This window comes from Micromonospora craniellae (genome assembly GCF_014764405.1).
Classification (GTDB): domain Bacteria; phylum Actinomycetota; class Actinomycetes; order Mycobacteriales; family Micromonosporaceae; genus Micromonospora; species Micromonospora craniellae.
Genome location: NZ_CP061725.1, coordinates 4,082,680 through 4,106,511, shown reverse-complemented (window position 1 = coordinate 4,106,511; position 23,832 = coordinate 4,082,680). Strand labels below are relative to the sequence as shown.

Sequence of the window (23,832 nt, the reverse complement as noted above, 5' to 3'; positions counted from 1 at the left end):
GCACGACGGTCCTCCGGTCGGTCCGGACACGTCCGACCGGCCACCGTCGCCGACGGCGTTCAACAGCCGCAACCGCCACCGCAACAGCCGCCGCGGGAGGGCACGGGCGGGCCACCGGAGGCACCGGCGCCCCGTCCCGTCACCGCGACCGTCGACAGCAACTTCACCGTGTCGGAGTGCCCCTTCGGGCAGGACGCGGGCTCGCCCGCCTGGGCCATCGGCCGGTTGACCTCGAAGGTGTCACCACAGGCGCGGCAGCGGAACTCGTACCGGGGCATGGCATCAGGGTACGACCGGACCTGACGCTCGCGGCGACATGGGTAATACTCGACGGGTGGCAGACGGCGAGGAGCACACAACCCTTCGACCCCTGCGACCGGCCGCGCCGGGAGCCCAAACCGGCACCACTACGGACAGACCGGCCAACGCGGTACCTCGACCGCGCCGGCCCTGGCTGAGATCCGGCGAGCCGGCCGGCGGGTCGCCCACCACCGAGACCGACGAGACCGCCAGCACGCCGACGATCAGGGCCGCCACACCCACGAAGACCGACGGGGAGGCGGTGGACGGGACGGGTACCAGTCCGCCGCGAGCCCGGCGACGCCGGGTGCGCTTCGCGCATGCCGTACGCATGCCGGGTCCACGGGCCGCCGCCCTCGCGACCCGGAACTGGTCGCGGCGGCCGAGCGGGCGACTGACCCTGCCCGGGGTGTTCCTGCTCGCGTTGGTCATCACCACCGCCACGGCCGGGGCGCTGCTGGTGCCGGCGACAGTCGGCGCGCCACGTCCGGTGGCGGCCGACCTGACCGCCGGGCCGGAGGCCACCGACGGCACGACGCCGTTGACCGAGGCCCCGCCGGTCGGTGCCGTCCCGCCGACCAGCGTGACGCTGCCGCCGGGCGCCACGCCGCTCCCGGGTACGACCGGTGGCGCCGCTCCGGGGGCCGGACGCCCCTCCGACGCCCTCGCCGGCTGGGCCCGCGAGGTCGGCGCCAAGACCGGCATCGACCCGATCGCGGTGCAGGCGTACGGCTACGCCGAGCTGGTGCTCGCCGAGACCAACCGGGCCTGCGGCCTGAGCTGGACGACGCTGGCCGCGATCGGCTTCGTCGAATCCCGGCACGGACAGGCCAACAACGCGCGGCTCGGCCCGGACGGCCGGGCCACTCCGGAGATCATCGGACTGCCGCTGGACGGGCAGGGCGGCCGGATGCGGATCGCCGACACCGACCGGGGTGAGCTGGACAGGGACACCACCTACGACCGGGCGGTCGGGCCGATGCAGTTCATCCCGACCACCTGGCAGGAGAACGGCGCCGACGCCGACGGCGACGGGGTCAAGGACCCGCACAACATCCACGACGCCGCACTGGCCGCCGGAATGTACCTGTGCAAGGGCGGTCGCAACCTCACCGTTCCGGGTGACTGGTGGAACGCCATTCTGTCGTACAACAACGTCGGTCGGTACGCCCAGGCCGTCTTCGAAACGGCCAACCGGTACGGACAGGCCAGTCGCACGTGAAGTGATCGTCTGCGCACATTGGAGGACTGGACACTTCCCCCGGGCAGCGGTTAACGGCAAGCTAGACGCGTGATGGTGCGCGAGTGGGACCCCAGGACCGCGTCGTCCGCCGAGATCGCGTCGCTGTTGGACACGCTGAACGCGGTCCTGGCGGTTGATCTTCCGCAGGATCCGCCGTGGCGGGAGAGTTCCGTGCGGGAGTACCTCACCGAGGTGATGCCCGGCGAACGGCGGATCGCCTGGGTGGCTCAGGCCGAGTCGGCCGCCGACGGGACGCCCGGCCCGATCCTGGCACAGGTGCACGTGCTGCTGCTCGGCAGCATCGGCGTGCTGGAGGTGCTGGTGCACCCCGACCACCGGCGCAGGGGGCTCGGCCGCGATCTCGTCCTACGCGCCTCCCGCCGGGTCTACCAGGAGGGCTTCGAGTCGATCGGCGTCGAGGTGGTGGGCGACACCCCGGCCGTCGGCTTCTACGAGTCGCTCGGCTTCAGCCGGGAGTACGTCGAGACCCGTAGCGTGCTCGACCTCGCCGGTGTCGACTGGACCGAGTTGGCGGAGATGTCGACCGGCGTCGGCGCCGGCTACCACGTGCAGTTCCACCCCGGCGGGCCGCCGGACGAGCTGATCGAGGCGTACGCCCGGGCCAAGGCCGAGATCCGAGACGTCGAGGACGGCGAGCTACGACCCAGCTCGTACGACCCGCAGCGGCTGCGGGACAGCCTCGACTGCCTGCATCGCCGGGGTATGAAGCCGTACATCGTGCTCGCCCTGCACGAGAAGAGCGGCGAGGTGGCCGGCCTGACCGAGGTGGTCGTGCCGGCGCAGCACCCGACCCGCGCGGACCAGTACGACACCATCGTGGTGCAGGATCATCGCGGCTACGGGATCGACCGTGCGATCAAGGCCCGCATGCTGCTGGAACTGCGGTCGGCCGAACCGCATCTGACCGAGGTCCAGACGTGGAACGCCCAGGCCAACGAGGCCATGCTCAAGGTCAACGCGGAGCTGGGCTACCGGCCTGACCGGGAGTGGTGCGAATACAGCGTGGACGTGGCGGAGTTGGTGCACCGCCTCGACGCCACCCGCTGAGGTCGCGCCGGTCGGCCGGGTCGCGGTCAGTAGCGGTCGCGGAGCAGGCCGGCGGCCTCCACCGCCCAGTAGGTGAGGATGATCTGCGCGCCGGCGCGGCGGATCGAGGTGAGCGTCTCCAGCATCACCTTCTCGCGGTCGATCCAGCCGTTGGCAGCGGCGGCCTCGACAGTGGCGTACTCGCCGGAGACCTGATAGGCGGCGACCGGGACGTCGACTGCGGCCCGGACCGCGGCGACCACGTCGAGGTAGGGCAGGGCCGGCTTGACCATCACGATGTCGGCGCCCTCGGCCACGTCCAGCTCGACCTCGCGCAGGGACTCGCGCAGGTTCGCCGGGTCCTGCTGGTACGTCCGGCGGTCGCCGTCGAGCGCCGACTCGACCGCGTCGCGGAACGGACCGTAGAACGCCGAGGCGTACTTGACCGCGTAGGCCAGCAGGGCGACGTCGGTGTGTCCGGCGGCGTCGAGCGCCCGGCGTACCACGCCGATCTGGCCGTCCATCATCCCGGACGGGCCGACCATGCCGACCCCGGCGTCGGCCTGGGCCACCGCCATCTCGGCGTACGCGGCCAGCGTGGCGTCGTTGTCCACCGAACCGTCCGGCCGGAGCAGGCCACAGTGCCCGTGCGAGGTGAACTCGTCCAGGCAGAGGTCGCTCATCACGACGGTGGAGTCACCCACCTCGGAGACCACGTCCCGGATGGCGACGTTGAGGATCCCGTTCGGGTCGAGGCCACCGGAGCCGCGCTCGTCGCGCGACGCCGGCACTCCGAACAGCATGATGCCGCCGACACCGGCCCGCACCGCCTCGACCGCCGCCTTGCGCAGCGAGTCGCGGGAGTGCTGGAGCACGCCGGGCAGCGAGGAGACCGCCCGGGGCTCGGTCAGCCCCTCCTTGACGAACATCGGCACGACCAGTCCGGCCGGGTCGAGACGGGTCTCGGAGACCAGCCTCCGCACGGCTGCGGTGCGCCGCAGCCGGCGGGGCCGGATCTCGGGGTACGGCATGGTGCCCTCCCTGACGACTACCGGAACCTCAGCGCGGTCGGCCCCTGCACCTTCGAGCCACGGCGCTGCTTCGCCGGCATCGCGGCGAGCTTCTCCCGCAGCTCGACGGCGTAGCCGGCGAGCGCCTCCACCAGATCGGGCACGGAGGCGTGCGGCGGCTGGACGTCGACCCGCAGGCCGAACTCCGTCGCGGTCTCCGCAGTCTTGGGCCCGATGACGGCTACCACAGTACGCGCATGCGGCTTGCCGGCGATGCCGACCAGGTTCCGGACCGTGGACGACGACGTGAACAGCACCGCGTCGAACCCGCCCGACTTGATCGCGTCGCGGATCTCGGCGGGCGGCGGGGCCGCCCGGACCGTCCGGTACGCGGTCACGTCGTCGACCTCCCAGCCACGCTCGGTGAGCCCGGCGGCGAGCGTCTCGGTGGCGATGTCGGCGCGCGGCAGCAGCACCCGGCCGACCGGGTCGAGCACCTCGTCGTGCGGCGAGAACTCGGCCAGCAACCCTTCGGACGACTGCTCCCCGGAGGGAATCAGCTCCGGCTGGATGCCGAAGGCACGGACCGCGTCGGCGGTGGCCTCGCCGATACACGCGATCTTGACGCCGCCGAAGTGCCGGGCGTCCAGGCCGTGCTCGGCGAACTTCTCCCAGACCGCGCGCACCGCGTTGACCGACGTGAAGATCACCCAGGCGTACCTGCCGTCGACCAGGCCCTTGACCGCCCGCTCCATCTGCGCCGGGGTACGCGGCGGCTCCACCGCGATCGTCGGCACCTCGCACGGGATCGCCCCGTACGCGCGCAGCCGGGCACTCATCGCGCCGGCCTGCTCCTTTGTCCGGGGGACCAGCACCTTCCAGCCGTACAGCGGGCGGTTCTCCCACCAGCTCAGCTTGTCGCGCTGGCCCACGCCCTCGCCGACGGTCAGCACGACCCGGCCGGTGAAGCCGAGTGCCGCCGCGACGAAGGAATCCACCGTCGACGTGGTGGTGTACTGCGTCTCCCCGGTGCCGTCGCCGGTCACCCCGACGTCGGTGGTGCCGTCGACCCCGGCGGCGAGCAGCCCGTCACGGATCGCGGCCAGGTCACCGGCGTCCACCGCGAGCGCCAGCGAGCCGCGCTGCACCGCTCCGGCCAGCGCCTCGAAGTCCAGCGCGCCGACGTCCTCGACGTCTGCTGCGGTGCGTACGCCGGGCAGCGGCACACCCGCGTACGCGGCCACGCCCTCGGCCTGACCAACTCCGGGCACCACCTCGAAGTGCGCGGCGGTACGCGCCACCGCCTGCACCTCCTTGACCACCGAGTCGTGGCCGAACGGGTCGCCGGCGACCAGGTGTACCGCGTTCTGCCCGGAGCGGGCGGCCGAGATCAGCACCTTCGCGACATCGCCCGGCGCGCCCTCGGCCGGGGTGAACTGGGCGTCTTCCCTGGCCTCGGCCCGGACGACGTCGAGCAGCGACTCGGGTACTCCCCGGTCGTACACCACCTGGTCGGCGTCGACCAGAGCGTCGTGCGCCCGGCGGGTCAGCAGGCCCGGGTCGCCGGGCCCTGCCCCGACGAACGCGATCCGGCCTACGGGCTTACGGGTGCGGGTCATTCTGTGCTCCCAAATTGCTGGGTCCCCAGGCCGTCGTGTCCTTGCGGGCCGAGGATCGAGTCGGCGCCGAGGTCGAGGAGTTCGGCGGCGAGTGCCTTGCCGATCTCCGCCGCGTCGGCGGGCGTTCCGGTGCGGGACAGCCGGATGTCACGGGTGCCGTCCGGGCTGATCACCGCCCCGCGCAGGTAAATCTCGTCACCGGCGTCGCCTTCGGCGAGTTCGGCGTAGGCGGCGACCGGAGCGGAGCATCCGGCCTCCAGGGTGGCCAGCATCGCCCGCTCCGCGGTGACCGCAGCGCGCGACGGTGCGTCGTCGAGCGTGGCGAGCAGTTCGACCAGGTCCGGGTCGTCGGCCCGGCACTCCACCGCCAGCGCACCCTGGGCGGGCGCGGGCAGCATCAGCATCGGGTCGAGCGTCTCGGTGATGACGTCGGCCCGGCCGATGCGGGCCAACCCCGCCCGGGCCAGGACGACGGCGTCCAGGTCGGCCTCCGGGCCGAGCACCCGGGTGAGCCGGGTGTCGATGTTGCCCCGGATCGGAGTGACCGACAGTTGCAGGCCCAGCGCGTGCAGCTGGGCGATCCGGCGCAGCGCGCCGGTGCCGATGTTCGCTCCGGGGGCGAGTTCGGCCAACGTCTTCCCGTCCCGGGCGACGAGCGCGTCACGCGGGTCCTGCCGCGGCGGCACCGCGGCGATGTGCAGCCCGGCCGCGGTGGCGGTGGGCAGGTCCTTGTACGAGTGGACCGCGAAGTCGATCGTCCCGGCGACCAGCGCGTCACGCAACGCGGAGACGAAGACACCCACCCCGAGGCGGTGCACCGGCGCGCTGGACCGGTCGCCGGCGGTGACCACCTCGACCAGTTCGACCGGCCGCCCGGTACGGGCGGTCAGGGCGTCGGCGACCTGCCCGGACTGGGCCATCGCCAACTTGCTGCCCCGGGTACCGAGACGCAGTGAAGCGACGCTCATGCCGGCCCTCCGCTCCGCTGCGTGCCGCCATGAGGCACCTTCGCACCGAGCCCGATGATTCGCTCGCGGCGCTCGCTCATGCCGGCCCTCCGCTCCGCTGCGTGCCGCCATGAGGCACCTTCGCACCGAGCAGACGATTCGCTCGCTGCCGCTCGCTCATTGCTCACCTCCGGGTGGGGTGATGTCGGGGACGGTGTCCACCGGCGAGGTCTGCGGGACCTGGAGGTCGAACAGCTCGCGCAGCAGGGCGGCGTACTGGTCGCCGCCGGGTTCGGCGGCGAGCTGGCGGACCCGCACGGTCGGCTGGTGCAGCAGTCGCTGGACCACCCGGTGCACGGTGCGGGCCACCTCGGCGCGCTGGTCGTCGGTGAGGTCGGGGCGGCGCTGCGCGAGCCGGCGCAGCTCGGCGGTGACCACGTCGTCTGCCCGGCCGCGCAGGGCGGCCACGGTCGGCGCCACGTCGGCGCCGCGCAGCCAGGTGAGGAAGGACTCGACCTCGCCGGCCACGATCCGTTCGACAGCCGCGGCGTCGGCGGCGACTGGTCCTTCGGCGAGCAGCGCCGCCATCCGGTCGATGTCGATCACCTCGACGCCGGGCAGCTCGGCCACGCCGGGCCCGACATCGCGGGGTACGGCCAGGTCCAGCAGGACCAACGGGCCCCGCCCCGGCTCGCGTGCGGCCACCGCGTCGGCGACGACGGCACGGGTGAGGACCGGCTCGGTGGACGCGGTGGCGGCCACTACGATGTCCACCGTGGACAGCGTGTCGGCCAGCTCGGCCATCGCCCGCGCGGCGGCACCGTACGACTCGGCCAGCCGGACGGCCCGGTCGGTGCTGCGGTTGGTCACGGTCAGCGGCCCGGCACCGAGCCGGGACAGCGTCGCCACACCCAGCGAGCCCATCGCCCCGGCACCCACCACGAGCGCGGGACGGCCGACGAGGTCGTTGCCGAGATGACCGGCGGCCAGCCCCAGCGCGGCGGTGACCACGCTCTGCCCGGCCCGGTCGATGCCGGTCTCGGAGTGGGCCCGCTTGCCCACCCGCAGCGCCTGCTGCATCAGCTCGTGCAGCAGGCGGCCGGCGGCGTCGGACTCGCCGGCCCAGTGGTAGGCGTCCCGGAGCTGCCCGAGGATCTGCGCCTCGCCGATGACCATGGAGTCCAGCCCGGCGGCGACCCGGAAGACGTGCTCGACCGCGGCGGAGTCGAAGTGCACGTAGAGATGGTTGGCCAGCGCGGTGGGCGGGCAGCCGGCCTGCTCGGCGAGGACGGCGCAGATGTCACCGAGGCCGCCGTGGAAGCCGGAGACAGCCGCGTAGACCTCCACCCGGTTGCAGGTGGAGACGAGGACGGCCTCGCTGACGTACGGCTGAGACATCAGGCGGTCCAGGGTGGCGCCGAGATCGACCGGCGGCACCGCGAGCCGTTCCAGCGTGGCGACCGGCGCGGTGCGGTAGGAAGCGCCGACGACGATGAGTTTCACGTGCCGATCGCCTCCTGGCTCTCGGTGACCGCGAAACCGCCCGGCAGGGCGGTGAGGGCGGACCCACCGGCGGCGGGGAGCGCGGTCAGTGCTGCCTTGCGGTGCTCGTGGAACGACAGGATCTGCAACTCGATGGCGAGGTCGACCTTGCGCACGTCGACCCCCTCCGGAACCGCGAGTACGCATGGCGCGAAGTTCAGGATGCTCGTCACGCCGACGGCGACCAACTGGTCGGCGACCCGCTGGGCGGCGGCGGCCGGGGTGGCGATGACGCCGATCGCGACGGACTCCTCGGCCGCGACCTCGGGCAACTCGTCGATGTGCCGCACGACGAGCCCGTTGATCTCCTCGCCGATGCGTCGGGGGTCAGCGTCGAAGAGGGCGACGATCCGGAACCCGCGACCGGCGAACCCGTCGTAACCGGCCAGGGCGTGACCGAGGTTACCGACGCCGACCAGGGCGACCGCCCGACGCTGGGTGAGACCGAGGACGTACTCGATCTGCTCGACCAGCAGCGCCACGTCGTAGCCGACGCCCCGGGTGCCGTACGAGCCGAGGTGGGACAGGTCCTTGCGGAGTTTCGCCGAGTTCACCCCGGCGGCGTTGGCCAGTCCCTCGCTGGAAATCGTCTCGTGACCGGTTTCGGCGACGTTGTGCAGGGCACGGAGGTACTCGGGGAGCCGGGCGACCGTTGCCTCGGGCAGGTCCGGGAGCGCCGGTACGGCACCGGCGCGACCGGGGTGACGGTGCTGACTCATGAGACTCCGTGCGGTGCGATCCTCGACCAACTCCACCGGCCGGTCGTTTCGGGACTCCCGCTGGCGACCGAAATTGCCGGCTGTGCTAGCAGGGCGCGTCGGAATTACAGAGTAGGCGCTTGTGAAGACGTGCACAAATCGCGATCTTGTCGGCACGCGCCGCGCCCTCACCAGCCCCTCCGTCCTGCAAGGTCGACCGGAGACCCCTTCACCACGACTACCGGCGCGATTATTACTCAATCCCGACTTCTCTGACTAATCACACACGCCAATCATTGATCGGATATGGCGATCGGGAGATCGTGACCACGCACCGTGACACCCGTTTACGCTCAGTTGGGCGATTCCACCATAGAGACGCCGGCCAGCGCGGTGGCGAGCGTCACGGCCTCCACCAGGGTGCCGGCGACCGGGTGGCCGGAGGCGTCCAGCCGGGACCGGTCGGTGAAACCGTCGCCGTAGCGGACGGCACGCCCACCGACGGCGTGTGCCGCGTCGACGTCGTCGATCGAGTCGCCGATCAACACCACCGACCGGCCCGTCCACGCCGATCTCGGCCAGGTGGCGGGCCAGCGACTCGGCCTTTCGGTCACCGCCGACCTGGTCCCGCCAGCCGCCGGCGGTATCAGAGCTGCGGAGTGGTCAGATCCTTCAGCAGCCGCTGCTCCTCGACCCGCCAGTAGCCGTGCTCCTTGCCGTCGAGCAGCACCACCGGCAGCCGGTCGCCGTACTCCCGTTCCATCTCGACATCGCCGCTCACGTCCTGCTCGACCCACCGGTCGCCGGTGACCGCGACGACCCGGTCGAGGGCCGCCTTGGCGTCCTCGCAGAGGTGGCAGCCGGGTCGGGTGATCAGGGTCAGGCGGGGCTCACGCATCGGTCTCCTCCGTCGTGCCGGTAGGTCGGAGCAGGGTCTTGCGCACCTTCCCGATCAACGAGCGCGGCAGCAGGTCGACGAACTCGACGTCGGTGGGGCACTTGAATCTGGCCAGATTACGCGCGCAGTGCGCAATCAGCTCGGCACCGGTCGCCCGATACCCCGCCACCGGCACCACGTACGCCCGGACAGTCTCCCCGGTCCGGGGGTGCGGCACCCCCACTACCGCCGACTCCGCCACCGCCGGATGGGCCGAGAGCACCGACTCGACCGCCCGTGACCAGGACTGCACCATCGACGGCACGCCGACCAGCACGGTGGCCCGGTGCCGGGCGATCGGTGCCGTCGGCCGCCCGCGGGCGGTCGGCAGTGCGGTCGATTGACCGACGCCGGTCTGACGGCAGCGAGGCATCGACCTCGCCAATCGATCGAGGGCACCGTCGCATCGACCCCGGCGATCGATCCCGGCACGGTCCCGTGCACGGAACTCCGGCGGGGTCACGGTCGGTGTGCGACAGCCCCGGCGCGTCGCCGCCGCAGCCGACTGTGCAAGGTCTGTTCGGAGCCGGACAGGCCCTCGCCCGCACTGTCTCACCACGACTCTGACCTGGGGATACATTCCGGAACAGCCTGCCGGCCAGTTGTCAACAACCCCCGACGGACAACCGGTCCGCCAGGTGTGCGACCCGCCGAGAAATACTTTGGCTCTGTGTAACGGACTTGCCACGCGCGGGTGACGTTGGCCCTATCATCACTCGGGTCGGCTCACCCCATTTTGCCGTGAGTCGACACCCCTCAGCCCGAGGAGGCCCCCGTGCCCGTGAGCGCGTTGGACCAGCACCTCAAGGGGAACTGCCGCCCGTCGGCACACCCCGGAGCCGCCCTGCCCGCCGGAGGCCCGATCGATCGACCGGGCACCGTCGGCGTGACGGCCGGTGCTACGGAGGTGGCCCGATGACCGCCTTCGGCTTCGTACCCCGCCCGGTCGGACTGCCCGGCCCACTGGCACGTACGCCGGTCAACGAGCGCGGCAACGCTCACGGCCAGCAGGACACCACGGGCAACCTTCCCGCGCGGGGCGAAAGCGCCGCGAGACGGTTGGGCAGCAGACCACATCAGAATGAACCGCCGCACCGACCACCGGCACCCGGCGGCAACGCGAAACCCTCCGGCGGCCAGGTCGCCTCACCGAGCCGACCGGCCATGCCGGCCCAGGCCCGCCGCAGCGGGGACGCCCCGGTGACCGAGCTGTCCACCTCGGAGACGGCGGTCCTGCCGGCGGTCTCCTCGGCCGGCACCGCCACCGGGTTCCCGAGCCGGCCCGATCCCTCCGACCCGGCCACCGAGGTCTGGGCCCTGGTCGAGCGCGCCCAGGCCGGCGAGGCCGAGGCGTTCGGGCTGATCTACGACCGCTACGTGGACACCGTCTTCCGCTTCGTCTACTTCCGGGTCGGCAACCGGCAACTCGCCGAGGACCTCACCTCGGACACGTTCCTGCGGGCCCTCAAACGGATCGGCAGCTTCACCTGGCAGGGGCGTGACCTCGGCGCCTGGTTGGTGACGATCGCCCGCAACCTGGTCGCCGACCACTTCAAGTCCGGCCGGTACCGGCTGGAGGTCACCACCGGCGACGTGCTCGACGCCGACCGCGAGGATCGCGGCCCCGAGGGCAGCCCGGAGGCGGCGGTGGTGGAGCACATCACGAACGTCGCCCTGCTGACGGCGGTCAAGCGGCTCAACCCCGAGCAGCAGGAGTGCATCGTGTTGCGGTTCCTGCAGGGTTTCTCGGTGGCGGAGACCGCACGGGCGATGGGCAAGAACGAGGGCGCGATCAAGGCGTTGCAGTACCGCGCGGTGCGGGCGCTGGCCCGGCTGCTCCCGGACGGTTTCCAGCCGTAAGCGATCACGTTGCGTGATTTCGCCGCCGCCCGGCCCGTAACCCGGCCCCGGCACGGCGCGTTTCTCCGGATGCGACCGATGACCAGCCGGGAATCTCCGAGGTGGACCGGCGGCGGTGCCGACGACGGCTGCCGTCTCCGCTGGGTGGTCGGTCGCTGGTGGTGAACGCGGCCGACCGGCCGCGACCAGCGAGAGGAGGTGCCGCGGTGGACAACGCCCTCTTCTCCCGTCGGCGCACCGAGCGCTTCGCGCAGCTTCTCGACGAAGCCAACGGTGGCCTACGTCATCACGTCCGGTCCCGCGCCGACGATCAGCTCGCGCCGCTCGTCGCGCTCAGCCGGCAACTCGGCGCCAACCCGCCGAACGCCGAGGTCGACCCGGAGTTCCGGACCGGCCTGCGGGCGATGCTGCTGGCCACCGCCGACCGGGAGGGCATCGGGACGACCGTCGCCGGCCCGGCCGAGAGGGCCGCCACCGGCCGTGGCTCGTTGCTACCGGCCGTCACCGCCCGCCGGGCCCGCGCCCGGGGCGCGATCCTGGTCGGCATCGCGGCCGGTGCCATCGCCGTCTCCGGCATCTCGGCCGCCAGCGAGAACGCGGTACCCGGTGACGCGCTGTACGGCATGAAGCGCAGCACCGAGCGTGCCCAGTTGGCGCTCGCCAGCTCCGAGATCAGCCGTGGCCAGCTCTTCCTCGACTTCGCCCGGACCCGGATGGCCGAGGCGTCCTCGCTGCGCGGCGACCGGCCCGGCTACCGCGGGGTGCTGGACGACATGGACGTGGCCACCCGCCAGGGCGTCAGCCTGCTCACCGGCGCAGCCGTGCGGCACGCCGACCCGGCGGCGCTGAACACGGTCGAGGCGTTCCTCACCGGACAGCGCCGCACACTCGACGCGCTGACCGAGCGGGGCTCCCGCGCCGACCAGGAGCGGACCGCCCGGTCGCTGGTGCTGTTGGACCTGGTCGCCGAGCGTACCGAGGCGCTGCGCGCCGCCATCGCCTGCGGCCGATCGGCCGGCACCGCCAGCGACGACCTCGGCCCCACCCCCGGCGCCTGCGCCTGACCCAGGGCCCCGCACGCCGTCCCCGCGTCCGGTGGCGGGTACCGCTGCTCCGGATACCCTCGCTGAGGCCGCAGGGCAGGGCGAGCGACATGAGGGGGAGCTTCACCACCGGCGACCTGGCCCGGTTCGCCTGGCAGCAGTTGCGGTTCCGGCTCCTCGCCCGCGAGCACGCCGGGGACATGTCCCAGGCCAAACAGGCCGCGCTCGCCTTCGTCGAGGGGTGGCGCGTCCAGGACGTCGAACGGCTCGCCGAGGAGATCTTCGACGGCGCGTACACCGGCCGGCTGGTCGGCGACCTGATGCACGGCCCGCTCAAAGCCGAGGCGGTCACCCAGCTCGCCATGGTGGAGGGCCTCGAACTGAGCCGGTGCGCCGCCTACAGCGACTCCGTCAACGACCTGCCGATGCTGTCGCTGGTGGCCCGCGCGGTGGCGGTCAACCCGGACAGCACGCCGTTGCGTCAGGCACGGCAGCGCGGGGTGGGAGGTGCGCGACTTCCGCACCGGCCGGCGGGCAGTCAAGATCGCTCTCCCGTCCACCGCCACGGCGGGGCTGGTGGCCGGAGCGGTCACCGCCGGGGTGGCGTTGCAGCGCCGCCGCCGCACGGCCGACGCCACCTCCGGACGCGGCCGACGCAGCGCCGAACCGTACACCGGGTCGATGCCCCGGGCCGGTGCCGGCTAGGGACCGAACGGGTCCGGGCGGCGTTCGAGCAGTTGGTGCACGGTCTGCTGGATGGTCTCCCGGACCTGGTCGGCGAGGTTGAACACGACCAGCGGGTCGTCCGCCGAGTCGACCAGGTGGGCGGTTGGGATCGGCGGACAGAACTCGATCAACCACTTGCTCGGCAGCGGCACCATGCCCAGCGGCCCAAGCCACGGGAACGTCGGCGTCACGGGGAAATACGGAAGCTTGAGCAGTCGGGCGAGGGGCTTGACGTCGGCGAGCATCGGATAGATCTCCTCGCCGCCGACGATCGCGACCGGGATGATCGGGGTGCCGGTGCGCAGGGCCGCCGACACGAAGCCACCCCGGCCGAAACGTTGCAGCTTGTAGCGGTCCGCGTACAGTTTGCCGATGCCCTTGAAGCCCTCCGGGAAGACACCCACCAGCTCACCGCCGCTCAGCAGCCGTTCGGCGTCCGGGTTGCAGGCCACCGTGCCCCCGGTCTTGCGGGCGATCTCGGAGACCACCGGCATCCGGAAGACGAGGTCGGCGCCGAGCAGCCGCAGATACCGGCGCGCCGGGTGCTCGTGGTGCAGCGCCGTGGCGAGGATCAGCGCGTCCAGCGCCACGGTGCCGGAGTGGTTGCCGACCACCAGTCCCGCCCCGTCGGCGGGTACGTTCGCAAGCCCGGTGACCTCGGTGCGGAACCAGTCGCGGTAGAGGCGACGCAGCAGCGGATGGAAGACCGCCTCGGTCAGCTCCGGATCGAAGCCGAACTCGTCCACCTCGTAGTCGCCGGCCAGCCGCCGGCGCAGGAACGCGAGTCCACCGGCGACCCGCCGGTCCCAGACGTCACCGGCCCACTCCGGCACCGCTGCCTCGGCGGGACGGTGACCGTTGCGCCGGACGGGGTCGAGGTCCGCCGACACCGGTGGCGGTACGGCGTACCGGTCGTCCAGGTACGCCTCGTCGCGCTGTTCCTCCGGCCCCGTCACGACCGCTCCCGTACGGCGGCTCGCGCCTGGCGGATGCTGTCGAGCACCATCTGCTCGGCGGCGGCCAGCTGCTTCCGGGTCACCACGGCCCGGCCGTGGTGGGCGTGGATGAAGTCGTCGAAGGCGGCGGCGGTCGAGCGGGGGGTGAACCCGTACTCGCGCTCCAGGCGGGAGATGTCCACCACCCGGCCGTGCACGAAGAGGTCGACCTGGTCCAGCCCGTACCGCCCGAAGCCCATGGTCCGGGCCAGCGCGATGGCACCGGCGACGCCCGGTTCCAGGACCGGCACCGCGATCCGGCCGGCCCGCCGGATCGCCTGGGACAGCGCGAGCACACCGGGACCGGCGACGTTGTAGGTGCCCGGATGGTCCTCGACGACCGACCGGTGCACCACCTCCAACGCGTCGTCGAAGTGCAGGAACTGCAACCGGGCGTCCCGGCCGAAGATGGTCGGCACCACCGGCTGGGAGAAGTACCGGGTCAGCGTGGTGTCGGCCGTCGAGCCGATGAACGGGGCGAAGCGCAGCACCGTGGCGGTGACGTCGGAGCGCCGGCGACGGAAGCCACGCACGTACCCCTCGATGTCGAGGATGTCGCGGCCGAAACCGCCGCGCGGCACCTCGCGCGGTTCGGTCTCCTCGGTGAAGACGGCCGGGTCCCGGAACGAGGCGCCGTACGCCGCGGTGGAGGACCGGACGACGATCTTGCGCAGGTGTGGCGCCCGCTGGCAGGCGGCGAGGAGTTGCATGGTGCCGATGACGTTCTGTTCCTTCATCGCCGCACGGCCGCCGTGCTGCGAATCCGGGGCGCTGACCAGGGCCAGGTGCACCACGGTGTCGACGTCGAGGTCGGCGAGCAGGCCGCCGGTCGACCCGGCGTCCACCCGGACCCGTTCGACCTGCGCCAACAGCGCGGCCACCTCGGGGCCGGGCTCGGCCAGGTCGACGCCGATGACCCGGGCGATCCGGGGATCGGCGGCGAGGCGGGCGGCGACGTGCGCGCCGAGGTAGCGACTGACCCCGGTCACGACGACAACCCCCGGAGGGCTCGATGAGCCACCGGGGGTCATGTCTCGCACCTACCCCGGCCCACGGGACCGAGCCGGGACAGCCACGGCCTGATCACCTGAGCCTCCGAGGGTCGACAGTTGGCAAGCGACGGATGCCGGGCCAGGGCCCGGCACCCGGTCACTTGCCGAGACGGCGACGCTGGACGCGGGTCTTGCGCAGCAGCTTGCGGTGCTTCTTCTTAGCCATGCGCTTGCGGCGCTTCTTGACCACCGAGCCCATACGAAAGCCTTTCGATGCAACGAGCGGCGCGACCGGCAAGACACCACGAACGTGTGGCGTCGGCGACCGCTTACGGACAACGGACCGGACCGGCGGAGTGGGCGGCAGAGCGCACCAGCGGGTCACGATCGCCAGTCCAGCGTAGCGGGGATGCGACAGCAGGACCAACGCGCCCCCGGTCGATGCCCGTTCACCGGGCCCGCCGCGACCGGGTCGGCTCGTGGGTCAGGCGGTCTCCTGGAAGGCGCCACGGAGATATTCGTGCACCGCGTGCTCGGGCACCCGGAACGACCTGCCGACCCGTACCGCGGTCAGCTCACCGCTGTGCACGAGACGGTAGACCGTCATCTTGGACACCCGCATGACCGTTGCCACCTCGGCGACGGTCAGGAACTTGACATCCGACAGCCGACCATCGGATTGTGACCCGGCCATGGCTCACCGACCCATCCCATGCCCGGCGCGTGCCGCCACACGGGTCCTCCCGCGCGGCCGGCGACGCGCGTGTTACCAGTACGGTAGCGGGACGGCTGTGACCGGCGCGATCCCTTCCTGCAACTGATCATGACTCGATCGGCGCACCGGAGCGAAAAACCCCTGGTCGGGTGGATGCGGGTCGATCCGCCAACCGATCATCCTCGGCCACCTGACGGGAACCGTCACTCGGCGCGCAGCGCCACCACCGGGTCGAGCCGGCCGGCCCGCTGCGCGGGCAGCACCCCGAAGATGATCCCGACCGCGGCCGAGACGCCGAAGGCCAGCGCCAGCGACCACCAGGTCACCGCCGCCGGGATCGGAGACAGGGCAGCCACCAGCAGCGCCCCGCCCACTCCGAGGGCCATCCCGGTGAGCCCGCCGACCGAGGTCAGCAGCACCGCCTCCAGCAGGAACTGCACGCCGATGTCGCGGGGACGGGCGCCCACCGCCTTGCGCAGCCCGATCTCCCGGGTCCGCTCGCGGACCGAAACGAGCATGATGTTGGAGACGCCGACGCCACCGACCAGCAGCGAGATGCCCGCGATGGCGGCAAGTACGCCGGTCAGGATGCCGAGGATGTCGCCCAGTACGCCAAGGATCTGCTCCTGGGTGACCGCGCTGAACTCGGTGCCCGGATGCCGGCCGTTCAACTCGGTCACGATCCGCTCGCCCAGTTCGTCGATGCGCTCCCGGTCCGGTGCCTTGACCGCGATCGCGTCGACCCGCTGGGTGCCGTACAACCGTTGGGCCGCCGTCACCGGGATGTGCACCTCGTCGTCCCGGTCGACGCCGAGGCTCTGCCCGAGCGGGGTGAAGACCCCGATCACCCGGAACCGTACGCCGGCCACGTTGACCTGCTGGCCGACCGACTCCCGGTCGGGAAACAGCACCCGGGCGACCGAGTCGCCGAGCACCGCGACCCGGCGGCCGGTGTCCACGTCGGAACGGGTCAGGTAGCGCCCCCGGCCCAACTCCCGGGCGAACACCTCCGGGGTGGTCTCCAGCACCCCCTGCACGGTGGTGAAGTCCTCCCGGGCGCCGGCCCGTACGGTGGCGCCGGAGGCGACCGTCACAGCCACCCGGCTGGGATCCCCCACCACCCGGCCGACCGCGTCCACGTCCTTCAAGGTCAGCGGCGAGACCGCCGGGGCGGACCCGACGTCGAGCCGTCCCGGCACCACCAGCAGCAGGTTCGAGCCGAGCCCCTCGACCTGTTGCTCCACCGTCTGCTTGGTGCCGGTGCCGATCGCCACCAGCAGCACCACCGACGCGACGCCGATGATCACCCCGAGCATGGTCAGCGCGCTGCGCATCCGGTTCGCGCGCAGCGCGTCCCAGGCCACCCGCCACGCCTCGGCCAGCCTCACGGGCGTGCCCCGTCGCCGCCCTGGTCGGCCGCGCTGTCCGCGACCACCACCCCGTCGCGCATCGTGATCCGGCGGTGGGCCCGGGCCGCGACCTCCGCGTCGTGGGTGACCATCACCAGCGCCACGCCGGACTCCACGTTCAGCCGTTCCAGCAACTCCAGGACGGCCGCACCGGTGGTGCTGTCCAGGTTGCCGGTCGGCTCGTCGGCGAGCAGCACCGTCGGGTCGGTGACCAGCGCCCGTGCGATCGCCACCCGCTGCTGCTCGCCGCCGGAGAGCTGGTTGGGCCGGTGCTCCAACCGGTGTCCCAGACCGACCCGACCGAGCATCGCGGCGGCCCGCGCACGGCGTTGGCGGGCCCCCACCCCCCGGTAGACCAGGGGCAACGCCACGTTGTCCACCGCCGAGGTACGCGCCAGCAGGTGGAACGCCTGGAACACGAAGCCGATGGTCTCGTTGCGCAGCCGGGCCAGCTCGGGTGCGGACAGCGCGCCGACCTGCCGCCCGCCGATCGCCAGCCGGCCACCGGTCGGCCGGTCCAGCCCACCGAGCAGGTGCATCAGCGTGGACTTGCCCGAGCCGGACGGCCCGATCAGCGCCACATAGTCACCGGCCGCCACGGTCAGCGTGACGCCCCGCAGGGCGGGCACCGAGATCCCGTCGAGCTGGTACGTCCGGGAGACGTCGACCGCCTCGATCGCGGGAGCCCGACTCACCCGACCTCCTGGCCGTCCCGGACCTGGTCGGTGCCGCGCACCACGATCCGGTCGCCGGGCCGCACCCCGTCGACGATCTGCACCAGCTCCTGGCCCTGCACGCCGATGGTGACCGCCGCCTGACCGGCCCGACCGTCGCGGATCAGCCACACCGTGTCCCGCCCGTCGACGGAGAAGACCGCCGAGGCGGGTACGGTCACCGCGTCCGCCGCCTCCCGGACCCGCAGCCGCAGCACCGCGTTCATGCCGGGTCGCGGCGCCGGTGCCGGTTCCGCCTCGCCGAACCGCCCCGGGCCGAGGGCGAGCCGGACGCGGTAGCTGACCCCACCCCGCGCCGAGGTGCTGGGCAGCACGTCGATCGACTTGACGGTGGCCTCGTACACGGCGCCGGTCACCGCGTCCAGCTCCACCGTCCCGATGAGCCCGGCGCGTACCAGCAGCACGTCGGTCTCGTCGACCTCGGCCAGCAGGCCCAGTTCACCGGTGTCCACCACGGTCAGCACCGGCGTGCCGGCGGTGACCCGGCCGCCGACCGGGACGGCGGTGTCCACACCGGGCGGTGGTCCCGCCGGGGCGGCGCCGAGCGCCGCCGGGTCCAGCCCGGGCGGCAGCCCGCCCGATTCGAGCAGTCCGGCGAGCGCACCCGACGGGTCTCCCCCGGCACTGACCCCGCCCGGCTGCACGACCCCGGCGATCGGCGCGCGCAACGTCAACGCGTCGACGGTCGCCCTGGCCAGGTCGTACGCCTGCTGGGCCTGGAGACGCTGGGCGGTGGCGAGCGCGCCGACGGCGGAGTTCAGGTTGCGGACGCCGCGCTGCACCTCGCGTACCGCCGCCTCGGCGGTGCGGGCGGCGGCGTCGTACCGCTTCTGCGCGGCCTTGACCTGGGCCAGCAGTGCCTTGCGCAGCTCCGGATCGCTGATCTTGCGGGCGGCGGCGCGGGCCGCCTCGTGCGCCTGGTCGGCCGCGCGGTCGGTGCCGCGCAGGCTGCCGGCGAGGTCGCCGCCGCCACCGTCGGCACCGGCCCGCTTGGCGGCGTTCAGCGCGGCGCGCGCCTGCCGGAGCCGCTCCCGCGCCGCAGGCGACTCGACCACGGCGAGTACCTGGCCGCGCCGGACGCGCTCGCCCGGCTCGACGCGGAGGCTGGCCAGGGTGCCGTCGGCGGGGGCGGTGAGAGTGGCCGCCGCCCGGGCGGTGACGGTGGCCGGAGCGTCGATCTCCTCGGCCACCGGGGCGAGCGTGGCCGAGGCGAGCGAGATCGCGGGTGGGTCCTCGCCGCAGGAGGCGGCACCGGTGAGGGTCAGGACGGCGACGGCGGTCAGGGCGGTGAGCAGGCGGGGCCGCGTGACTGCGAGCAGCTGCGGCGAGTCGGTGCGGCGCACCCGCCCATGCTACGAGTCGCCCCTGCCGGAACCGCGGTACGCCGCCTGGTCAGCACCCCCAGCTTCCCGTCCCAGTCACCCTTGGCCAGCCGACGGCGGTGCGGTCGCCCGACGGTCAGCCGGAGCCGGTGCCGGTGGATCCGGGCCAGTTCCGGTAGGCGACGCCGAGGGCGGTGACCATCTGGTCGAACGAGCGGTCGACCTCGCGCGGCAGCCCGAAGTCGCCGGCCGCCTCCAGCGACACGAAGCCGTGCACGGCGGCGCGGAACATCCGGACCGCGTCCACCGCCGCGTCGCCCTCGATCCCGTACCCGCGCAGGATGGCGTAGACCACCTCCACCGCGCGCCGGCCGGCGGCCTCGTGCGCGGGGTCGTCCGGGTCCGGTACCCGCTGCGTCGCCGGGTAGCGGCCGGGATGGCGGCGGGCGTACGACCGGTAGGCGGCGGCGACGGCCCGCAACGCATCCTCCCCGCTGCGACCGGCGGCAGCCGTGGTCATCTCGTCGGCGATCTCGGCGGTGGCCAGTGCGGAGAGTTGCTGCGCGAGCGCGTCGGCGCCCTTGACGTGCTTGTAGAGGCTGGGCAGGGCGACGCCGAGCCGGTTGGCCAGCGCGGCGAGGGTGAGCTTGTGATGGCCGACCTCGTCGGCCAGCCGGGCCGCCTCGCGCACCACCACCTGCGGGGTCAGCCCGGCCCTAGGCACGGTCGATCACCGCCAGGAACTCGGCCAGCTCACCGGCCATCGCCTCGGGCCGGTCGGCGTGCGGGTAGTGCCCGGCCTCGCTGATCATGCGGGCCTCGGCGACCGGGAAGAGTCGTCGGGCGGCACGTGCCTCGGCGGCCGGGTCGGCGAAGTCCGGGTCCTTCGTGCCCATCAGCACCAGCACCGGTTGCTGCACCCTGGGTGCGACGGCTGTCCAGTACGGCTCGACCGGGACGATCAGGCCGCGTACCGCCGCCATCCGGCCGGGTCGGCGCAGCGCCGCCACCATCGCCGTGCGGTACTCCGTGTCGTCGTCGGGCCGGTGGACCGGAAAGAGAGTCCGGTGGAACAGCCCGAACAGGCGGGCACTGCGCAGCACCGCACCGAGGGCCAGCCGCATGAACGGGTTGAGCTTGCGCTGCTCGACGAACGCGCCGACCAGCACGATGCCCTCGACCAGGTCGGGTGCCTCGGTCGCGGCGAAGACGACCGCCGCGCCGCTGGACGAGTTGCCGACCAGGGTGGCCGGTCCACCGCCGAGGTCCCGGACCACCGCCAGCAGATCGGTGCCGACCTCGGCCGGGGCGTACGACGGCCAGCCGACGCTGGAGTCGCCGTGGCCCCGGACGTCGACCGACGCCACCCGGTAGCCCGCCGACACCAGCAGCGGGACCAGGTGGCGGTAGGAGTGGCGGTTCTCCCCCATGCCGTGCGAGAGGACGACAAGCGGCCCCTGCCCGTGCACCTCGTAGGCGACGCGTCCGCCGTCGCGCGCGACAAAGCTAACAGCCATAGCTACAAAGCTAATGCCATTAGCTTTCCTTGTCAAGGCAAAGCCCCGGATCGCCGGCCGACGGTCCGGGGCCGATGAGCGGCGGTTACTTCCGGGAGGCCACGGCGCGGGCGAAGAAGGCCAGGTTGGCAGGGCGCTCGGCGAGCCGCCGCATCAGGTAGCCGTACCAGTCGTCGCCGTACGGGACGTAGGTGCGGACCGCGTAACCCTCACCGACCAGGCGGGCCTGCTCCTCCGGCCGGATGCCGTAGAGCATCTGGAACTCGAAGCCGTCGGGCCCCCGGTCGAACCAGCGGGCCCGGTCCTCGCCGATGGCGATCAGGCGCGGGTCGTGGGTGGCCAGCATCGGAAAGCCGTCGCCGGACATCAGGATGTTCAGGCAGCGGACGTATGACTTGTCCACCTCGCGGGGCGACTGGTACGCGACCGACTCCGGCTCCTTGTAGGCACCCTTGCACAACCGGACCCGCGACCCGGCCGAGGCCAGCTCGCGGCAGTCCGACTCGGTCCGCCGCAGGTACGCCTGGAGCACCGCCCCGGTGGACGGGAAGTCCTTGCGCAGCTTGACCAGGACGTCCAGAGTCGAATCGGTGGTCGTGTGGTCCTCCATGTCCAGCGTGACCGTGGTGCCGGCGGCGTCGGCGGCGGTGCAGATCGCCCGCACGTTGTCGTAGGCGAGGTGCTCGTCGAAGGCCTGGCCGAGCGCGGACAGCTTGACGCTCACCTCGGCGGCCGGTGTCAGGCCCGCCTCGGCAAGACTCCGCAGCAGGGTGAGGTATTCGTCCCGGACGGCGTTGGCCTGGTCAGGGGTGACGGTGTCCTCACCGAGATTGTCGAGGGTGACCGCGAGACCGTCGCCGACGAGTGCACGGGTCACGCGCAGCGCGTCGTCGGTCCGGGCGCCGGCGACGAACCGGCGCACGACGTCCCGGGAGAACGGGGCCGTCGCGACGAGCCGCTCGACCCGGGTTGACCGGGAGGCGGCGAGAATGACGGATCGGAGCATGAGCCGAGCGTAACTCCCGCCCCACCCGCCAGCGCGCTCCGCCCGATGTGCAAGGAAGAGCCCCTTCTTCCTTACCAGGCCCCGCAGCGGCGGGCGTGGCGTGCATCGGTTACAACGATGGACGTGGAAAACCGCCCCCGCCGCCGGCTCCGGTCGGCCTCCGTGCAGCTCGGCGCGCTCACCGCCCTCGCGCTCGCCCTCTCCGGCTGCAACATGTCCTCCGACGACGACGATGACGACTGCGCCTCGGGCCCCGCTGGGGGCGGCGAGACAGTCGCGCTGGCCAAGCGGGTCCCGACACCCGCGGCGGACACCGCCGCGCACCGGAGCAATCCGAAGTCGGTCAGCACGTCCGTGCCCGACCGTGGCGGCTTCGGCACCCATCTCGCCTCCTGCGGCGGCTGAGGGTGCGCCGGGAGCAGATCACCCCACGGCCCGACTGGGACGCGACGATCCGCGCGCAGGGTCTGGTGTACGTCGACACCGAACTGCCCGACGGCGGGGTGATGTCGTACTGGGACGAGACCGCCGCGTACGCCTTCGAGCTGGACGAGGTGCTGCGCCTGGAGGAGGCCACCGAGGAGTTGCACCGGATGTCGGTGGCCGCCGCCGAGCACGTGGTGGCCTGCAACCGGTACGCCGAGTTCGGCATCCCGCAGTGGGCCGTCGAGGCGGTGGCGCGATCGCTGCGGGAGACGCCGCCGACCCTCTACGGCCGGTTCGACCTCTGGTACGACGGCAGCTGGCCGCCGAAGCTGCTGGAGTACAACGCGGACACCCCGACCGCGCTGGTCGAGGCGAGCATCATCCAGTGGTACTGGCTGGAGCACACCCGCCCGGAGCTGGACCAGTGGAACAGCCTGCACGAGCGGCTGGTGGGCGCCTGGGCGAAGATCGGCGCCGGCCTGCACGAACGTCGGGTGCACGTGGTCTGGTCGAACGAGGAGGAGAGCGGCGAGGACCACATGACCGCCGGCTACCTGGCCGAGACCGCCCGCCAGGCCGGGCTGGACGTGGAGCTGCTGCCCATCCAGGAGATCGGCTGGGACGGCCGCCGCTTCGTCGACACCGCCGACCGGCCGGTCACCACCTGCTTCAAGCTCTATCCGTGGGAGTGGATGCTGGCCGAGCCGTACGGGCCGCTGGCGCTGGACCCGGGTACGCCGACCACCTGGATCGAGCCGGCCTGGAAGCTGCTGCTGTCCAACAAGGCGCTGCTGGCCGTGCTCTGGGAGCTGCACCCGGGGCACGAGCTGCTGCTGCCGGCATACCTGGACTCGCCGCGCGGCATGTCCGAGTACGTCGCCAAGCCCCTGCTCGGCCGGGAGGGCGCTGCCGTGCGGATCGTCACTCCGGGTAAGGAGATCACCAATCCGGGCGAGTACGGCAGCGAGGGGTTCTGCTACCAGGAGTTCCGCCCACTGCCCGAATTCGCCGGGAGTCACCTGGTCCTGGGCGCTTGGGTGGTGGACGGGGAATCGGCCGGGGCGGGGCTACGGGAGAGCGCCAGCCTGATCACCGATGGTTACGCCAGGTTCCTCCCGCACTACATCGACGCGCCACGTCCGGCATGAGTCGTCTACCGTTGGAGTGTGAACTTCGACGCGTACGCCCGGACCGGAGTTGACCTCGTCAACGCCCGCTTGGACGACCTCGACGACCTGCGGGCCATCTTCTGCGACGACCACGAGTGGATGCGCGACGAGGTCGCGGAGCGGGATCTGGCCACCTTCCGGCGCGCACAGAAGCGGTTGCGGGACGTCTTCGAGTACGGCACCACCGGGCGGGACGGCCAGGCGGTCGCCGAGCTGAACTCGCTGCTGGAGATCTTCCCGGTGCAACCACGTATCTCGGGGCACGACTCCAGCGACTGGCACATGCACGCGACCAGCCGAGGCGCCTCGGTCAGCTCGGAGTACCTGGCCGGCGCGGTCTGGGGCCTGTCGGTCTGGCTCTGCGAGTACGGCAGCGCCCGGTTCGGGGTCTGCGCCGACGACCGCTGCGGCAACGTCTACCTGGACACCTCGTCGAACTGCTGCCGCCGGTTCTGCTCGGAACGCTGCGCCACCCGCTCGCACGTGGCCGCCCACCGCGCCCGTAAGCGGGCCGCCGTGCCGTCCCAGAGCGACCCGTTGACGTCGGTCTCCTGACCTGCACCGCCGGACGCGGG

Annotated in this window: 25 protein-coding genes and 2 pseudogenes; 8 read left to right on the top strand and 19 right to left on the bottom strand. The window is 72.5% G+C overall.

The features are described 5' to 3' along the window. Nucleotides 1–59: 59 nt before the first annotated feature. Entirely contained in the window at nucleotides 60–278 is a 219-nt protein-coding gene (locus ID554_RS18525) for an FmdB family zinc ribbon protein (RefSeq protein WP_117226338.1), read from the bottom strand. Between the two features lie 56 nt (nucleotides 279–334). Between ID554_RS18525 and ID554_RS18520 the strand changes: the two genes are divergently transcribed. Both ID554_RS18520 and ID554_RS18515 read left to right on the top strand, forming a co-directional pair. Further along, nucleotides 335–1,522 carry a lytic transglycosylase domain-containing protein gene (locus ID554_RS18520; protein WP_117226339.1) on the top strand — a complete coding sequence of 396 codons (1,188 nt, stop codon included), beginning with the start codon at nucleotides 335–337 and terminating at the stop codon, nucleotides 1,520–1,522. A 72-nt stretch (nucleotides 1,523–1,594) separates the two neighbouring features. Beyond that, the gene (locus ID554_RS18515; protein ID WP_117226340.1) at nucleotides 1,595–2,611 is read left to right on the top strand and encodes a GNAT family N-acetyltransferase; all 1,017 of its coding nucleotides are present in this window, start codon (nucleotides 1,595–1,597) and stop codon (nucleotides 2,609–2,611) included. Nucleotides 2,612–2,637: 26 nt separating this feature from the next. Here the strand turns inward: ID554_RS18515 and hemB are convergent, their stop codons facing one another. The 8 genes and pseudogenes from hemB to ID554_RS18475 all read right to left on the bottom strand — a co-directional run bounded on the left by hemB (nucleotide 2,638) and on the right by ID554_RS18475 (nucleotide 9,716). After that, nucleotides 2,638–3,621, bottom strand: coding sequence for a porphobilinogen synthase (gene hemB / locus ID554_RS18510; protein WP_117226341.1), 984 nt, complete (start codon nucleotides 3,619–3,621; stop codon nucleotides 2,638–2,640). Between the two features lie 17 nt (nucleotides 3,622–3,638). Further along, nucleotides 3,639–5,219 carry a bifunctional uroporphyrinogen-III C-methyltransferase/uroporphyrinogen-III synthase gene (locus ID554_RS18505; RefSeq protein WP_117226342.1) on the bottom strand — a complete coding sequence of 527 codons (1,581 nt, stop codon included), beginning with the start codon at nucleotides 5,217–5,219 and terminating at the stop codon, nucleotides 3,639–3,641. Continuing rightward, a complete protein-coding gene (hemC, locus tag ID554_RS18500; protein WP_117226343.1) occupies nucleotides 5,216–6,187 on the bottom strand; it encodes a hydroxymethylbilane synthase in 972 nt (323 codons plus the stop codon). The genes ID554_RS18505 and hemC overlap by 4 nt, the downstream gene beginning before the upstream one ends. 156 nt (nucleotides 6,188–6,343) lie before the next feature. Continuing rightward, the gene (locus ID554_RS18495; RefSeq protein WP_117226344.1) at nucleotides 6,344–7,669 is read right to left on the bottom strand and encodes a glutamyl-tRNA reductase; all 1,326 of its coding nucleotides are present in this window, start codon (nucleotides 7,667–7,669) and stop codon (nucleotides 6,344–6,346) included. Then, nucleotides 7,666–8,427 (bottom strand): redox-sensing transcriptional repressor Rex, encoded by a 762-nt coding sequence (locus tag ID554_RS18490; protein WP_117226470.1) that lies wholly within the window; start codon nucleotides 8,425–8,427, stop codon nucleotides 7,666–7,668. The genes ID554_RS18495 and ID554_RS18490 overlap by 4 nt, the downstream gene beginning before the upstream one ends. A 332-nt stretch (nucleotides 8,428–8,759) precedes the next feature. Continuing rightward, nucleotides 8,760–9,042 (bottom strand): annotated as a pseudogene (locus ID554_RS18485) (HAD family hydrolase); the annotation flags it as partial. A gap of 10 nt (nucleotides 9,043–9,052) precedes the next feature. After that, nucleotides 9,053–9,304, bottom strand: coding sequence for a glutaredoxin family protein (locus ID554_RS18480; protein WP_117226345.1), 252 nt, complete (start codon nucleotides 9,302–9,304; stop codon nucleotides 9,053–9,055). Then, on the bottom strand, nucleotides 9,297–9,716 hold the full coding sequence (locus tag ID554_RS18475) for an AMP-binding enzyme (protein ID WP_223884147.1): 420 nt from the start codon (nucleotides 9,714–9,716) through the stop codon (nucleotides 9,297–9,299). The genes ID554_RS18480 and ID554_RS18475 overlap by 8 nt, the downstream gene beginning before the upstream one ends. A 542-nt stretch (nucleotides 9,717–10,258) precedes the next feature. Between ID554_RS18475 and ID554_RS18470 the strand changes: the two genes are divergently transcribed. From ID554_RS18470 to ID554_RS18460, 3 genes and pseudogenes are all read left to right on the top strand, one after another. Continuing rightward, on the top strand, nucleotides 10,259–11,203 hold the full coding sequence (locus tag ID554_RS18470; protein WP_117226347.1) for an ECF subfamily RNA polymerase sigma factor, BldN family: 945 nt from the start codon (nucleotides 10,259–10,261) through the stop codon (nucleotides 11,201–11,203). A 206-nt stretch (nucleotides 11,204–11,409) separates the two neighbouring features. After that, on the top strand, nucleotides 11,410–12,267 hold the full coding sequence (locus ID554_RS18465; RefSeq protein ID WP_117226471.1) for a DUF5667 domain-containing protein: 858 nt from the start codon (nucleotides 11,410–11,412) through the stop codon (nucleotides 12,265–12,267). A 31-nt stretch (nucleotides 12,268–12,298) separates the two neighbouring features. Beyond that, a pseudogene (locus ID554_RS18460) lies at nucleotides 12,299–12,951 on the top strand (HAD family hydrolase). Here the strand turns inward: ID554_RS18460 and ID554_RS18455 are convergent. The 10 genes from ID554_RS18455 to ID554_RS18410 all read right to left on the bottom strand — a co-directional run bounded on the left by ID554_RS18455 (nucleotide 12,948) and on the right by ID554_RS18410 (nucleotide 21,662). Further along, entirely contained in the window at nucleotides 12,948–13,805 is an 858-nt protein-coding gene (locus tag ID554_RS18455) for a lysophospholipid acyltransferase family protein (RefSeq protein WP_117226472.1), read from the bottom strand. The pseudogene ID554_RS18460 and the gene ID554_RS18455 sit on opposite strands and share 4 nt — an antisense overlap. Before the next feature lie 119 nt (nucleotides 13,806–13,924). Beyond that, a complete protein-coding gene (locus ID554_RS18450) occupies nucleotides 13,925–14,998 on the bottom strand; it encodes an NAD-dependent epimerase/dehydratase family protein (RefSeq protein WP_117226348.1) in 1,074 nt (357 codons plus the stop codon). 118 nt (nucleotides 14,999–15,116) lie between these two features. Beyond that, nucleotides 15,117–15,257 (bottom strand): 30S ribosomal protein bS22, encoded by a 141-nt coding sequence (locus ID554_RS18445; protein ID WP_449560069.1) that lies wholly within the window; start codon nucleotides 15,255–15,257, stop codon nucleotides 15,117–15,119. 186 nt (nucleotides 15,258–15,443) lie between these two features. After that, nucleotides 15,444–15,653: a helix-turn-helix domain-containing protein gene (locus ID554_RS18440; RefSeq protein ID WP_091079691.1), complete on the bottom strand. Its 210-nt coding sequence runs from the start codon at nucleotides 15,651–15,653 to the stop codon at nucleotides 15,444–15,446. A gap of 224 nt (nucleotides 15,654–15,877) precedes the next feature. Further along, entirely contained in the window at nucleotides 15,878–17,062 is a 1,185-nt protein-coding gene (locus ID554_RS18435; RefSeq protein ID WP_117226349.1) for an ABC transporter permease, read from the bottom strand. After that, the gene (locus ID554_RS18430; RefSeq protein ID WP_117226350.1) at nucleotides 17,059–17,778 is read right to left on the bottom strand and encodes an ABC transporter ATP-binding protein; all 720 of its coding nucleotides are present in this window, start codon (nucleotides 17,776–17,778) and stop codon (nucleotides 17,059–17,061) included. Before ID554_RS18430 ends, ID554_RS18435 begins: the two co-directional genes overlap by 4 nt. Then, the gene (locus ID554_RS18425) at nucleotides 17,775–19,160 is read right to left on the bottom strand and encodes an efflux RND transporter periplasmic adaptor subunit (RefSeq protein WP_117226351.1); all 1,386 of its coding nucleotides are present in this window, start codon (nucleotides 19,158–19,160) and stop codon (nucleotides 17,775–17,777) included. Before ID554_RS18425 ends, ID554_RS18430 begins: the two co-directional genes overlap by 4 nt. Nucleotides 19,161–19,275: 115 nt before the next feature. Further along, complete coding sequence (locus tag ID554_RS18420; RefSeq protein WP_117226352.1) at nucleotides 19,276–19,863, bottom strand: TetR/AcrR family transcriptional regulator; 588 nt, start codon at nucleotides 19,861–19,863, stop codon at nucleotides 19,276–19,278. Then, the gene (locus ID554_RS18415) at nucleotides 19,856–20,656 is read right to left on the bottom strand and encodes an alpha/beta fold hydrolase (protein WP_117226353.1); all 801 of its coding nucleotides are present in this window, start codon (nucleotides 20,654–20,656) and stop codon (nucleotides 19,856–19,858) included. The genes ID554_RS18420 and ID554_RS18415 overlap by 8 nt, the downstream gene beginning before the upstream one ends. A gap of 85 nt (nucleotides 20,657–20,741) precedes the next feature. Further along, nucleotides 20,742–21,662, bottom strand: a complete 921-nt coding sequence (locus ID554_RS18410; RefSeq protein WP_117226354.1) for a proline dehydrogenase family protein — start codon at nucleotides 21,660–21,662, stop codon at nucleotides 20,742–20,744. A 123-nt stretch (nucleotides 21,663–21,785) separates the two neighbouring features. On the opposite strand from ID554_RS18410, the gene ID554_RS18405 reads away from it, so the two are divergent. The 3 genes from ID554_RS18405 to ID554_RS18395 are packed head-to-tail and all read left to right on the top strand — an operon-like array spanning nucleotide 21,786 to nucleotide 23,812. Beyond that, a complete protein-coding gene (locus ID554_RS18405) occupies nucleotides 21,786–22,067 on the top strand; it encodes a hypothetical protein (protein ID WP_223884146.1) in 282 nt (93 codons plus the stop codon). A gap of 2 nt (nucleotides 22,068–22,069) precedes the next feature. Next, complete coding sequence (locus ID554_RS18400; protein ID WP_117226355.1) at nucleotides 22,070–23,236, top strand: glutathionylspermidine synthase family protein; 1,167 nt, start codon at nucleotides 22,070–22,072, stop codon at nucleotides 23,234–23,236. Between the two features lie 18 nt (nucleotides 23,237–23,254). Then, nucleotides 23,255–23,812: a CGNR zinc finger domain-containing protein gene (locus tag ID554_RS18395; protein ID WP_117226356.1), complete on the top strand. Its 558-nt coding sequence runs from the start codon at nucleotides 23,255–23,257 to the stop codon at nucleotides 23,810–23,812. The last annotated feature ends 20 nt before the right edge of the window (nucleotides 23,813–23,832 follow it).